General features: G+C 62.3%; 10 protein-coding genes. 3 read left to right on the forward strand and 7 right to left on the reverse strand.

Features of this window, described 5'->3' with window-relative positions:
• Positions 1-318, forward strand: a 318-nt coding sequence (locus tag B3M53_RS11465) for a gamma-glutamyltransferase (RefSeq protein ID WP_286800438.1), incomplete at its 5' end; no start/stop codon positions are given.
• Positions 319-425: 107 nt separating this feature from the next.
• Positions 426-1370, forward strand: coding sequence for a beta/gamma crystallin-related protein (locus B3M53_RS11470; RefSeq protein WP_273145793.1), 945 nt, complete (start codon positions 426-428; stop codon positions 1368-1370).
• A gap of 76 nt (positions 1371-1446) precedes the next feature.
• On the opposite strand, the gene astB is transcribed toward B3M53_RS11470, so the two are convergent.
• From astB to B3M53_RS11505, 7 genes are all read right to left on the reverse strand, one after another.
• Positions 1447-2796 (reverse strand): N-succinylarginine dihydrolase, encoded by a 1350-nt coding sequence (gene astB / locus B3M53_RS11475; protein ID WP_273019934.1) that lies wholly within the window; start codon positions 2794-2796, stop codon positions 1447-1449.
• 3 nt (positions 2797-2799) lie between these two features.
• Positions 2800-4251 carry a succinylglutamate-semialdehyde dehydrogenase gene (astD, locus tag B3M53_RS11480; RefSeq protein ID WP_273019936.1) on the reverse strand — a complete coding sequence of 484 codons (1452 nt, stop codon included), beginning with the start codon at positions 4249-4251 and terminating at the stop codon, positions 2800-2802.
• The gene (locus tag B3M53_RS11485; protein WP_273019938.1) at positions 4251-5273 is read right to left on the reverse strand and encodes an arginine N-succinyltransferase; all 1023 of its coding nucleotides are present in this window, start codon (positions 5271-5273) and stop codon (positions 4251-4253) included. The genes astD and B3M53_RS11485 overlap by 1 nt, the downstream gene beginning before the upstream one ends.
• Positions 5274-5297: 24 nt before the next feature.
• Positions 5298-6557: a hydrolase gene (locus B3M53_RS11490; RefSeq protein ID WP_273019940.1), complete on the reverse strand. Its 1260-nt coding sequence runs from the start codon at positions 6555-6557 to the stop codon at positions 5298-5300.
• Positions 6558-6572: 15 nt separating this feature from the next.
• Positions 6573-7865 (reverse strand): cystathionine gamma-synthase family protein, encoded by a 1293-nt coding sequence (locus B3M53_RS11495; protein WP_160091511.1) that lies wholly within the window; start codon positions 7863-7865, stop codon positions 6573-6575.
• A gap of 267 nt (positions 7866-8132) precedes the next feature.
• Positions 8133-9200 carry an OmpA family protein gene (locus tag B3M53_RS11500; RefSeq protein ID WP_273019943.1) on the reverse strand — a complete coding sequence of 356 codons (1068 nt, stop codon included), beginning with the start codon at positions 9198-9200 and terminating at the stop codon, positions 8133-8135.
• A gap of 153 nt (positions 9201-9353) precedes the next feature.
• The gene (locus B3M53_RS11505) at positions 9354-10562 is read right to left on the reverse strand and encodes a CaiB/BaiF CoA transferase family protein (protein WP_273019945.1); all 1209 of its coding nucleotides are present in this window, start codon (positions 10560-10562) and stop codon (positions 9354-9356) included.
• 116 nt (positions 10563-10678) lie between these two features.
• Between B3M53_RS11505 and recQ the strand changes: the two genes are divergently transcribed.
• On the forward strand, positions 10679-12514 hold the full coding sequence (recQ, locus tag B3M53_RS11510; protein WP_273019947.1) for a DNA helicase RecQ: 1836 nt from the start codon (positions 10679-10681) through the stop codon (positions 12512-12514).
• Positions 12515-12650 lie beyond the last annotated feature (136 nt).

A 12650-nucleotide genomic window follows, 5' to 3' on the forward strand; every position in this document is an offset into this window, starting at 1 on the left:
CAGGGCCATGTGCAGATCGTCTCCAACATCATCGACTTTGGGCTCAATGTTCAGGAAGCAGGCGACGCCGCCCGCTGGCGCCATGAAGGCTCGACCTCTGAAACCGATGATGCTGGCGAAACTGCAGGCGTCGGCGTCGTGCATCTGGAAAGCGGCGTGCCTTCAGAAGTCCGCGCCGCGCTGGAAGCGCGCGGCCATGTCATCGGCGATAGCGATGGCGGATTCGGCGGCTATCAGGCCATATGGCGCGATCGCGAGACCGGCGTCCTCTATGGCGCCAGCGAGATGCGCAAGGACGGAAACGCTCAAGGGTATTAAGCCCTTGGGCGTAGATGAATGGCGGGGCGAAAACGCTTTCAGTCCCGGTTCAGGTTGGAGGCTTCATAGACTGAGGCATACTCTGATCTGGTTGTTAGGAGACTGAAATGCGTTTCGCCCCTGTAATGCTCGCCGCCTTGGCCGGACTGGTCGTGACGGCGGATCTGGCGGAAGCCCAGCGCAACGGCCGCGGCGATCGCGGCGATCGTCAGCGGGGCGCCAGCATCACCCTTTATGACGCGCCGAATTATCAGGGCCGGTCCGTGGTGATCGATTCTGACGCGGAGAACCTCGATTGGGTGAACTTCAACGACATGGCCAGCTCGATCCGCGTCAGCGGCGGTCAATGGGAAGTCTGTGTCGACGCCAGCTATCGCGGGTCCTGCCAGGTGATCGATTCCGATCTGCCGAACATGACCCAATGGGCGTTCAACGACCGCATCAGCTCGATCCGCCCGGTTCATGATCAGGGCCGTCGCGGCCGCACGCGCGACAATGGCGTCACCCTGTGGTCCGGCACGAATTTCACTGGCCGCAGCGTCACGCTGATCGAGCCGGTTGGAAATCTGAGCCGGCTGGGCTTCAACGACGCCGCCCAGTCCATCGAGGTGCATTCGGGCGACTGGACCTTCTGCCAGCATGATGATTTTGGCGGACGCTGTGTGGAGATTGACCGCGATGTGCGCAATCTGGGCGTTCTCAATTTGAACCGCGAGATCACCTCAGCCACAAACCGGCGCATTCCGCGTGATGACGACAATTATGGCGGGCGCCCCGGCTATGGTTCCAACCGTGTGGATGGCGGCGTACGCGGTGTTGAGACTCTCTTCTTTGCTGAACCCATGATCAACGGCTATGCGGTTTCCGCGTGTGAACGCGGCGGCTATGGCCGCTGCGGACAAACCGCCGCCGATGATCTGTGTCGGGCCAGCGGGATGAACCGCGCTGTCTATTACGGCACGGTGCGCGCCCGGGGGTCGGTCTGGTCACTGGATGAACGCCGCACGACTCAGGGCCGTGAAGCGCTGGCTGACGTGCTCTGCGTTCGCTAGAGATACACCGGTCTATCAAGACAAACCCCGGCGCTCAGCGCCGGGGTTTTTTATGTCCGATATCAGGTCAAAAACGTCAGGCGCCCGCGCGCTGGAACGGATAAAAATCCGAACCCAGCCCCAGAATGCCGGTCAGCGCATCCAGCGCCGTTCGGCTTTCGGTCACCAGCGCCGGATCGCCCAGATCGCCCGGGGCCAGCGCCTCGCGATAATGCGTTTCAGCCCACGCGGTCAGCGCTGCGTAGAGCGCGTCATTCATCATCACCTTGGGATTGACCGCGGCACGCTCGTCTTGCGTCAACACCACGCGCAAGCGCAAGCAAGCCGGGCCGCCGCCATTACGCATGGACTGGCGAACATGCGCGAACTTCACGGCGCCGATCGGGCCGTTGCCCGCCACCATATTGGCGCAATACAGATTGGTGGAATCCGTTTCCTCGGTTTCGCTTGGCGCCAACAAAACCTGACGATCCACACCCGGCATGATCAGAAGCTGGGAGTTGAAGAGGTATGAGGTGATCGCATCCCCGAGCGGCACCTCGGCGTCGGGCACTTCCACAAAGATCGGGTCGAACAGACCGTCCGCAGCTTTGCGGATGGCGTCGAGCGCCGCGGCTTTGTCTTCAAAGGCGTGCTCGTGAAAGAACAGCACCGGGCCTGTGCCGACGCACACCACGTCATTATGAAAGGCGCCGGCGTCGATGGCCTTGCGCGACTGGCGAATATGAACCGTGCGGTCAGGCTTCAGACCATGACGGCGCTCAACGGCTTCGCACGCTTGCAGGGTTTGCCGCGCCGGGTATTTGCCAGCCCAGGCTTCAAAGGCGTCGCGGCCATGAACGAAAATCTCGACGCCCTGACCGCCATGCTCGGCGCACAGGCGCACATGATTGGCCGCCCCCTCATCGGCGAAGGCGGACTGATAGGGCAGCGTGTCATGGACAGCAAACCGGCTTGGGTCGGGAAAGATCGCGGACAGCGCCCGCCGGGTCTGCTCGCCCTCGATGGATCGATGCAGCGCCGTCAGAAGGTTCGCCGGCGTGAAATGCACACGTCCGTCTGATGTGTCGGCGCTTGGACTGACCGTCGCGGCGTTCGCCGCCCACATGGAGCTGGCCGACAACATGTTCAGCGCCAGAGCGGGTTGCGCCTTGTAGGCGGCTTCCCAGATCGCGCCATCGTTGGCGCCAGAAAACCCCAAAGCTTTCAGCTGGGGAATGTATGGACGCTCCTGCGGCGGCAGAACGCCCTGGACCAGGCCCGCATCAGCCAATGATTTCGCTTTCGCAAGCCCTTCCAGAACGCCGGCGCGCGGCGCCGCGATGGAGCCTGAATTTTTCGCGCTGGCCAGATTGCCCGGCGCAAGCCCGCCATAATTATGGGTCGGACCGACCAGACCATCGAAATTGGCTTCCACCGCCGTCATGACTTACAGCCCTTTCACCGGCATTTTCTCCACTGTCGAAGCCGCCTGGGTCGCGACCGGATAGGCGACATAATCCGCCGCATAATACGCGCTCGGACGCAGATTGCCCGACTGCCCCGGCCCGCCGAACGGCATGGAGGACGCGGCGCCCGGCGTGGGGCGGTTGCGATTGACGATGCCGGCGCGGCTGCCCGCCCAGAACCGCTTCCACAGCGTTTCTGAGTCTGACACCAGCCCCGCCGAGAGGCCATAGGCGGTGTTGTTGGCTTCTGCGAGGGCCGCTTCAAAGCTGTCCGCCCGGCGCACCTGCAGAAGCGGACCGAAGACTTCCTCGTCCGGCGTGGTCACGCCGTCCACATCCAGAAGGCCCGGGCTGACAAAGGCGTCGCCCAGCGCCATGCGTTCGGATTTGACGATGGGCTTCGCGCCCAGCGCGATCAGGTCGTCCTGCGCCTTGAGCACATGGCTCGCCGCTTGCGCGGACACCAGCGGTCCCATGAAGGGCTCGGGATCGGCGTTCCAGACATTGACGCTGAGCTTTTTGATCATCTCCACCAGATGGTCGACCACCTGATCGCCGGCCTGGCCTTGCGGCAGAATCAGTCGACGCGCGCACGAGCAGCGCTGACCGGCGGTGATATAGCTCGACAAGACGGCGATCCGCGCCGCGGCTTCCGCGTCCGCAGCGTCCCACACCACAAGCGGGTTATTGCCGCCCATCTCCAGCGCCAGCTGGATGCCGGTGCGACCGGCGAATTTCTTGTGAATGAAGGCGCCCGTATTCCAGCTGCCGGTGAACAGCACGCCGTCAAGATCAGGATCGTCCAACGCCGCCGCGCCGGTTTCGCGCGCGCCCTGCACCAGATTGAGCACGCCGGCGGGCAAGCCCGCCTTCTCCCAGCATTGGACCATGAACTCGCCCACAGCCGGGGTCAGTTCAGACGGTTTGAACACAATGGTGTTGCCCGCCAGAAGCGCCGGAATGATATGCCCATTGGGCAAATGACCGGGGAAATTATACGGCCCCAGCACGAACATCACACCCAGCGGCTTGTGATCAAGCACGGCTTCGCCGAACTCGGTTTCGGTGACCTTGCGGCCTGCGCGCTCGTCATGCGCCTGGATCGAGACGCCGACCTTCGCCGCCATGGCGCCAGCCTCGCCCTTGGTCTCCCAGAGCGGCTTGCCGGTCTCGCGGCTGATCAGCTGGGCGATATGGTCGGCTTCCGCCTTGACGATATCGCCATAGGCCTGAACCACGGCGCGGCGCTCGTCATAAGAGGTCAGCGCCCAGTCTTCAAAAGCGGTGCGTGCGGCTGCAAAAGCTTGCCGGACGCTGTCGGGCGTGGCGCCGGAGCCGGTCCAGACCGTCTCGCCGTCCGCAGGATTGATGGAAACGATGTCAGCGCCGCCGCCAGACACCCACTGCCCCGAGATAAATGCGGAATGCGCCATCAGCTAAGCTCCTTCGTCCATAGACGTACGGTGTCCCCAGCGCTGGCCTTCAGCGCCCGGGCTGCGTCGGCATCCAGAGACACAGCGTCGCCTGTGACGCTGACTTCTGCATGCACGCATCGAAAATCAGGCATTTGATTGTTGGAGACCAGCGCCCGAATCCGTTCTGAACCCAGCGCTCCGTCCGCCACCGTCATCAGACGGCTATCCTTGATGGTGCGCACGTCGTCAGTCTCGCAACTGACCAGCGGCCCGCCATCAAAAATGTCCACATAGCGATCATAGCGGAAGCCCTCATCCTCCAGAAGGCGCAAGGCGTTGGCGCCATGGGGATGGGTCTTGCCGATCACCGCCTGGACCTCGCTGGGCAGCAGATCGAGAAAGATCGCGCTGCGCGGCATCAGGTCGAGGATGAACTGGTTGTCCGTCGAAGCCGACAGGGAATCCGCCTCTTCGAACGTCATGCGAAAAAACGGCCGCGTGACATGCTCGTAGAAAACAGACTCTCCCGCCTCGTCCACCACGCCGCGCAATTCCGACAGGATGCGCGCGCCAAAACGAGACCGGTCGGCGGCGACCAGCATGTACCGGCATTGCGAGGTGAGGCGCCCGGCCCCCGAACCGCGCAGGGCGTCGCTGACGAACAGCGACCCCACTTCGGTGCAGCCGGCGAAATCATTCACCAGCAACATGGCGTCCATATCAAAGCGGCGCTCCGCTTCCTTGGACGACTGGGCGATAGTGAAAATCTTGAAGTCGAAATAGGGCTTCTTCACCCCCACTTCCGCCTTCACTGCGGCGGTGCCGTAAACCTGACCCGTCACGTCATCTTCCAGCATCAGCTGGTAGACGCAGTCTGACCTGTCCGGCAGCTTGCCTTCAAACGCCTGTTCAGACTTCAACAGCTTGGCGTGCAGCGCTTCGTCATCAAGCGACAGGCTGGTGAAGCCAGGGCCAGCAGCCCTCGCCAGATCGACAAATGCGGCATGGTCGTCAGACCGTGCGGCGCGCACCACGAGCATGGCGCGTCCCCCTTTTTACTTTAATTATCCCGCCGGGCTGAGCGCGCGGGCATCTGATGCGTTGAACCGTCCCCGGGCGAACTGCATCAACATCACCGCTGACAATTGCGCGCGCTCCACAAAGCTCGAAAGCTTGGCGATCTCGCGGTCAGAGTGAATGTCGGCGCCGCGAACCCCCAGCGTATCCACATTCGGACAGCCAGACGCCCACAGATTATTGCCTTCGCAAACACCGCCCGTATCGGCCCATTTTATGTCTAGACCTATGGCCTGTCCCGCAGTGCGCGTCCAGTCGAACATGCGCTGATTGGCCGGACTCATCGGCTTGGGCGGACGCGTGAACCCGCCATGCAAATCCGCCGTGATCCCGTCGCGCGCATCGGCGGCGCGCACCAGTGTCTCGATCTCGGTCTTGGCCCAGAGGGCGTCCTCTTCCGTCTTCACCCGCACATTGAAGCGACAAATGCCCAGATCCGGAACGACGTTCGGCGCTCCGCCCCCGTCAATGCGGGAGACATTGAAGGTGATGTCGGGGCGCTGGCCATTGAGAAGGTCCAGACCACGGGCGAATTCCGCCGCTGCGACAATGGCGTTGCGTCCCAGATGGTGTTCACGGCCCGCATGGGCGGCGCGGCCGCGGCACCGGAGCGAGAAATTGCCCGAGCCCTTGCGGGCGCCGGCGAGCGAGCCATCCGCCAGCGCGGGTTCATAGGTCATGCCCACATGAGCCTTGGCGCCGAGATCCATCAGCACCGGCCCCGAACCCAGAGAGCCAATCTCTTCGTCCGGGCTGACCAGAACGTCATAACCGATCTGGCTCGCCCAGGGGCTGCGCTCCAGCGCCAGAAGCGCGTGAAGCATGACCAGAAGGCCGCCCTTCATGTCCGCCACGCCTGGCCCGTTGAGGGTGTCGTCATCGAGAAGGCGCCAGTCTTCAAACCCGCAGCCTTTCGGGAAGACCGTGTCATGATGGCCCGTCAGGACAATCCGAACTGGCGCTTCGGGACGTTTGGAAACCTTCATGGAGGGCGTATACGGCACCTCCTTGATGTCGCCATCGAGCTCCACCGTCGTGGACGGCTTCAGCTCGACCGCGCTGACATCGCCCTCAAGCTCGGAAAACGCGTCGGACAAAACAGACCGCATGGTCTCGAGCCCGTCGAGATTGCGGCTGCCTGAATTGATCCGCGACCAGGCTTTGACCGTGTCGATCATGTGATCGCCCCGGCTTTCAACCCAGTCGAGAACCTTGCGTTCGTCCTGGTCGAGGGAGATGTCAGTCATGGCCGTCCTTCTGGTTTAGACCTCTGCGAGGGCCTGTTCGAAATCAGCGATCAGATCGTCAGGGTTCTCCACGCCGATCGAGACCCGCACCATGCCCGGATCAAAGCCCAACCGTTCCTGGAGATCCGGCGCCACGGCGGCGTGCGTGGTGCTGCCCGGATGACAGATCAGGGTTTCAGTGCCGCCGAGCGACACGGCGAGCTTGGCGACTTTCAGCGCGTTGAGCATGCGGAAGGATGCCGCCTGGCCGCCTTCGACGTCAAAGGCGAAGGTCGAGCCATGCATGTCGCCTGACTGGCGCTTGTGCACGTCGTAATCGCGCGATCCTTCTTCAAGGAACCCCAGATAACGTACGCGCTTCACCTTGGGATGATCGCGCAGATACTCCGCCACCTTGCGAGCGCCCTCAAAGGCGGCGCGCATCCGCAAAGTGACCGTTTCCAGCGAACGGGCCAGCATCCAGCACGTGTGCGGATCGAGATTGGTGCCGATGCCCGAGCGCAGCTTGCGAACGGGCAGCATCAGATCAGAGGCGCCCAGCGCAGCGCCCCCGATCAGGTCAGAATGGCCGCCGATATATTTGGTCAGGGAATAGACGACGATATCGCCGCCCAGCTCCAGCGGCTTGTGGCCGATCGGTCCCAGAATGGTGTTGTCCACCACCACGGGCGGGCGATGTCCCTGACGCTCGCCAATCTCATCGGCGAGTTTCGCCATGAGCTGAAGATCAACCACTTCATTGGTCGGGTTGGTCGGCGTCTCACAATACAGGACCGAAATGCGGCCCTGTTTCATGGCGGCGTCCACGACCTTGCGGATTTCGTCTTCAGACGCGCCCGCGAAGAAGTCAGCGCTGGAAATGCCATATTGCGGCAGGATCGAACGGATCAGGGTCTCCGTCCCGCCATAAAGCGGCGTGGACTGCAAGACCACGTCGCCGGCTTTCGAATGCGCCATCAACACCGTGGAAATGGCGCCCATGCCCGACGAGAACACCAGCGCGTCCTCGGCGCCCTCAAACACCGCCAGGCGGTCTTCCAGCACTTCCATATTGGGATTGTTGAACCGCGAATACAGAAGGCCGGCGGTTTCCGGATCGCCCGCTTCTTTCTTGCCGCCCATGATGCGGAAGTAAGCCGCGCCCTCTTCCGCCGTCGCAAAGGCGAAGGTGGACGTCAGAAACACCGGCGGCTTGATGGAGCCCTCTGACATTTTCGCGTCAAAGCCATAGCTCATCATCAGGGTTTCAGGGCTCAGCGCGCGGTCGCCCAGCGCACGTTTGCGATAAGGGGTGTCCGGCTTGCTCATGGGCCAGTCCTTCTGCAAGACGCCCGGACGCGAAGGCACGGGCGTTCAAATCGAAAAATGTGATGGCAGGTTCTTGCGACGCGTGTTCCGCGCGGTCAACCCGCCGAGGGCGACCAGCCCCAGCCCGGACGCTCACAGACGCGAGATGCTGCAGCGCAATGAAGATAGCCCCGTGTGGGATGTCCTTGCCGCCCTGACCCTTTGCTCAAAAGAAAACGGCCCGGCGCATGAAGCGCCGGGCCGCAATCTTTCGCCAGTGCGATAGACCTAGTTGAGGTCGATCATCACTTCAGCGCGACGGTTCAGCGGCTCACGCACGCCATCCGGGGTCTCAACGGCCGGGCGGCTTTCGCCGAAGGCGTCGAGAGAGATGGCGGACGACGGAACGCCAAGGCGCACCATTTCGTCGCGAACCGCACGAGCGCGGCGTTCGGACAGGCCGACATTGTAGGAGGCTGCGCCCGAGCGGTCAGCGTGACCGTCGATGTTCACAGACGCCACACCACATTCGCGAGCCTGGTTGACAGCTTGGTTGATCACCGCAGCAGCCTGGCTGGAGATCTCGGAGCGATCCCAAGCGAAGTAGACCACGAAGCCAGCGTCGTCACACACCGGCGCCGGAGGCGGCGGAGGCGGCGGCGGAGGCGGCGGGGGCGGCGGAGGAGGCGGCGGGGGCGGCGGCGCTGCAGGCTCCGGAGCGGAGAACAGATAGCGCAGGCCGATCCAGGCCTCGTGACCACCAACGCGATCCAGCTCCAGATTCGGAGCGTAATCGGTGTCGCCGTAACCGAAGTAGCGATACTCGGTGTCCAGGGTCAGGTTACGAGCCAGTTCCCAACCGATACCAGCGATCAGCTGATAGCCGAGCGCCGCGTCAGAATCGTCAACGGTGACGAAGTTGGAAGACGCGTTGTACGTACCGGTGTCCCAGCCAGCTGCGGAGATCTCGGACTGAACCCAGCCCAGACCACCACCGATGTAGGGGGTCCAGAAGGATCCGGTGTCGAAATCATAGATGAGGTTCAGCATGCCGGACCAGACTTGGAAGTCCGAGCTGCTGTTCTCAAAATTGCCGACGGCGCCAGTGTCGTTGAAACGGTGAGCGAGCTCACCTTCCAGACGCCAGTTGTTGTTCCACTGGTAACCCAGGGCCAACTTTTCGCGGATATCGCCAGCGCCTTGAATTTCACCATTCAGGCTGCCAGAGACGTCTACGTCGCCCGGCGCGCCATAACCCAGCGCGCCACTGACGTACCAACCTTCATCCGCGACCGCCATGGACGGCGCGGCGAGGATGGCCCCGACGGCGACTGCCGAAAGAAGCTTTGTTTTCATCCTATCCCCCTCCGGGCGGAGAACGCCCTTCGTGTGAGCATTAAGTTTAACACAGGCCCCAACGCATCAAGATGCGCTCCAGTTCCATGTCACGCTCATCGATACCTGATTTAGTTTCACAACACCACTGGCATTGTAGTGAAATCAGGCCTCTCAGCGCACGATTGAGCGGTCCCGGAGGCTCTGTATTTCATTTTCAGTCAACCCGAGGCGTTCTTGCAACACCTCAGACGTGTGTTCCGCGAAACGAGGCGGCGCTTTTCGGTATTGCGGCCCGGTCTCTGAAAGCCGCATGGGATTCGCGATCATCGGCGCATCACCGACCCCGGTCATCGGCAAGGTGAAAGCCAAGTTTCGAGCTTGCGCTTGCTCATGGCCAAACACTTGGTCAAGCGCCAGAATCGGTCCGCACGGGACCCCGGCGTCATGCAGACGCTCCATCCAGTGAGCTGACGTCGCCGCATTCAGGGTGAGCGTGATGTCCGCAACCAGAACCTCCCGATTGGCCACCCGGTCCGCGTTACGCATGAAACGCGAATCAGTCGCCCAGTCAGGCCGTCCCAACGCCTGTGCGAAAGCCTGAAACTGGCCGTCATTGCCTACAGCCACAGCTATGCGGCCGTCAGAGGTCGGAAAGTCCTGATAGGGAACAATATTGGGATGCGCGTTCCCCTGGCGGCCGGGTGTTTTTCCCGAGACGAAGAAATTCGCCGCCTGATTGGCCAGCATCGCCGCCTGCACATCAAACAACGCCATGTCGATATGCTGACCGCCCTGCCCTTTCGTTCGGGCCAGGAGCCCCGCCATCACGGCGCCGGCCGCATATACGCCGGTGAACAGGTCCACCGCCGGCACCCCCACCTTCATGGGCGCGTCCTCGCCCGTGACACTCATCAGTCCGCCCATGGCCTGGATGAGAAAATCGTAGCCGGGCTGGTCTTTCCAGGGCCCGGTCTGGCCAAAGCCCGTAACCGAGCAATAGACGAGATCGGGATTGACCGCTTTCAGGCTGTCATAGTCCAGGCCGTATTTCTTCAAGCCGCCGGTTTTATAGTTTTCGATCACCACATCGCTGTCTGCGGCCAGCTTTTTCAACATCGCCTGGCCTTCGGGCTCAGCGATGTTCACGGCGATCGAGCGCTTGTTGCGGTTCGCACAGAGATAATACGCCGCGTCGGCGTCCTGTCCGCCCTCATCTTTGAGAAACGGCGGGCCCCAGCGCCGCGTATCATCGCCTGATTTGGGATTTTCGACCTTGATCACATCCGCGCCCAGATCACCCAGAATTTGAGCGCACCATGGGCCCGCCAGCACACGCGAAAGATCCAGAACGCGAATATGAGATAATGGCGCAGGGCTCATGGACAGATCCTTGTGGGCGGAAAAAACAGCTGAGGTCTGGGCTACCCCCGCGCCTGCGCCAGCGCAAGCAGCCCTTGCGTATTGCTCCCGCTCTCCCGCCGCCTAGCCTGCCCGTCATGGCGCACAGCGATTCGACCCTTTCCCCGCAGCTCGATCAGGCCCGTCAAACCATGGCGGAGGTGTTCGGCTATCACGACTTCCGGCCCGGACAGGCCGAGATCATCGACAGCGTCCTCAAAGGCCGCGACGTGCTGGCGGTGATGCCTACGGGCCGCGGCAAATCCATGTGCTTTCAATTACCCGCTCTGCTCAGAGGCGGGCTGACGGTCGTGATATCTCCCCTGATCGCCCTCATGCGCGACCAGGTCAGCGCATTGCAGGCCGTGGGCGTGAACGCCGCCGCCCTGACGTCCACCGATGAAGCGCAGGACCGCGAAGCAGCCTGGCGCGCACTCGATGACGGCAGCTTGCGGCTGTTATACATGGCGCCCGAACGCATGGCGGTTCCTGGCCTTGCGGAACGGCTGGGCCGGGCGGGCCTGTCGATGATCGCTGTGGATGAAGCCCATTGCGTCTCGCAATGGGGCCATGATTTCCGTCCCGATTATCTCAGGATCTCAGAGTTCGCCCAGGCTGCGGGCCGACCACAAATCGCCGCCTTCACCGCCACCGCTGACGCTGCAGCGCGGCGCGACATCGCCGGTCGGTTGTTCGAGCAGGCCCCGGACGAATTCGTTTCCGGCTTTGATCGCCCCAACCTGCACCTGGCGGTGGGCGCCCGACGGCAAGGCGCCGCCCAGATCATCGACTTCGTCAAGGCGCGGCCGGAACGGGCGGGCATCATCTATTGCTCCAGCCGGAAGGCGTGTGACGACATCGCCGCCAAGCTGCAAGCCGAGAACATCTACGCCCTGTCCTATCATGCAGGCCTTGACGCCCAGACGCGCAGCTTCCGACAGGACGAATTCGTCAAGGGCGACGGCGTGGTGATGTGCGCCACCATCGCCTTCGGCATGGGCGTGGACAAACCTGACGTGCGCTATGTCCTTCACGCCGCCCTGCCCAGCTCCATGGAAGCCTATTACCAGGAGATCGGGCGCGCCGGACGCGATGGCGACCCGGCGGACACGCTCATGCTCTGGTCACTGTCTGACGCCGCCTTGCGCCGTCGCCAGATCAATGAAGGCGACTCGGACGAAGAGCGAAAGCGCATGGAGCTGCGGCGCCTGTCCGCGCTGATCGCCTATTGCGAAGCCCCCCAATGTCGGCGTCAGACCCTGCTGGGTTATTTTGGCGACGAGATTGAGCCCTGCGGGCATTGCGATCTGTGTGATGATCCGCCCAAGCTGATTGACGGGCAGGTCCTGGCGCAAAAAGCCATGTCGGCGATCGCCCGGACGGGCCAGCGTTTCGGCCTGGAGCATCTGATCAGCGTTCTGCGCGGCCTGAAAACCGACAAGGTGATGGCGCGGGGCCATGACGCCCTGCCCACCTTCGGCGTCGGCGAAGACCTGTCCAAGGACCAATGGATGAGCGTCTTTCGTCAGCTCTTCGCCTCCGGCGCCATCGATCAGCCGATCGATGGTCATGGCGAATGGATCATCACCCCCAAGGGCAAGCAGATCCTGTTCGGCAAGCTTCCGATCAAGTTGCGTCCGCCGGAGGAACAACGCGGCGTCCGTTCGTCCCGGGCCCGCCCCAGCGACGCCGCCGACCAATTATTATCCGAGGCTGATCGCGCCCTTTATACTGCACTGCGCAAAAAACGTCTGGAGCTCGCCAAGGACTCCGGCAAACCCGCCTACACCATCTTCGCTGACCGGACCCTGATCGAAATGGCGGCCAGCAAACCGCGAACCGCGGAAGACATGTCACATGTCTTTGGTGTCGGCGCCCGCAAGCTCGAGCGCTATGGCGCCGAGTTTCTTGCCGTGATTGAAAACGAGCTCTAGACACTCTTTTGGCGAGAAAATAGCGGATTGCGGGCACTCATGTGCTCGATAGTCAGGAATTGGTGCACGATAGACGAGCAACAGCGATCTGCTTGTCCGCATATTTTTTATTCTCTTTGACCAAAGTCCTAGCCGT

Origin of the sequence: Oceanicaulis sp. UBA2681, assembly GCF_002354675.1 — a bacterium.
Classification (GTDB): domain Bacteria; phylum Pseudomonadota; class Alphaproteobacteria; order Caulobacterales; family Maricaulaceae; genus Oceanicaulis; species Oceanicaulis alexandrii.

Coding starts and splice junctions, on each gene's coding strand:
- recQ (WP_273019947.1), top strand. CDS start 10,679: ATGGCGCACAGCGATTCGACCCTTTCCCCGCAGCTCGATCAGGCCCGT.
- B3M53_RS11495 (WP_160091511.1), bottom strand. CDS start 7,865: ATGAGCAAGCCGGACACCCCTTATCGCAAACGTGCGCTGGGCGACCGC.
- B3M53_RS11505 (WP_273019945.1), bottom strand. CDS start 10,562: ATGAGCCCTGCGCCATTATCTCATATTCGCGTTCTGGATCTTTCGCGT.
- astD (WP_273019936.1), bottom strand. CDS start 4,251: ATGGCGCATTCCGCATTTATCTCGGGGCAGTGGGTGTCTGGCGGCGGC.
- B3M53_RS11490 (WP_273019940.1), bottom strand. CDS start 6,557: ATGACTGACATCTCCCTCGACCAGGACGAACGCAAGGTTCTCGACTGG.
- astB (WP_273019934.1), bottom strand. CDS start 2,796: ATGACGGCGGTGGAAGCCAATTTCGATGGTCTGGTCGGTCCGACCCAT.
- B3M53_RS11470 (WP_273145793.1), top strand. CDS start 426: ATGCGTTTCGCCCCTGTAATGCTCGCCGCCTTGGCCGGACTGGTCGTG.
- B3M53_RS11500 (WP_273019943.1), bottom strand. CDS start 9,200: ATGAAAACAAAGCTTCTTTCGGCAGTCGCCGTCGGGGCCATCCTCGCC.
- B3M53_RS11485 (WP_273019938.1), bottom strand. CDS start 5,273: ATGCTCGTGGTGCGCGCCGCACGGTCTGACGACCATGCCGCATTTGTC.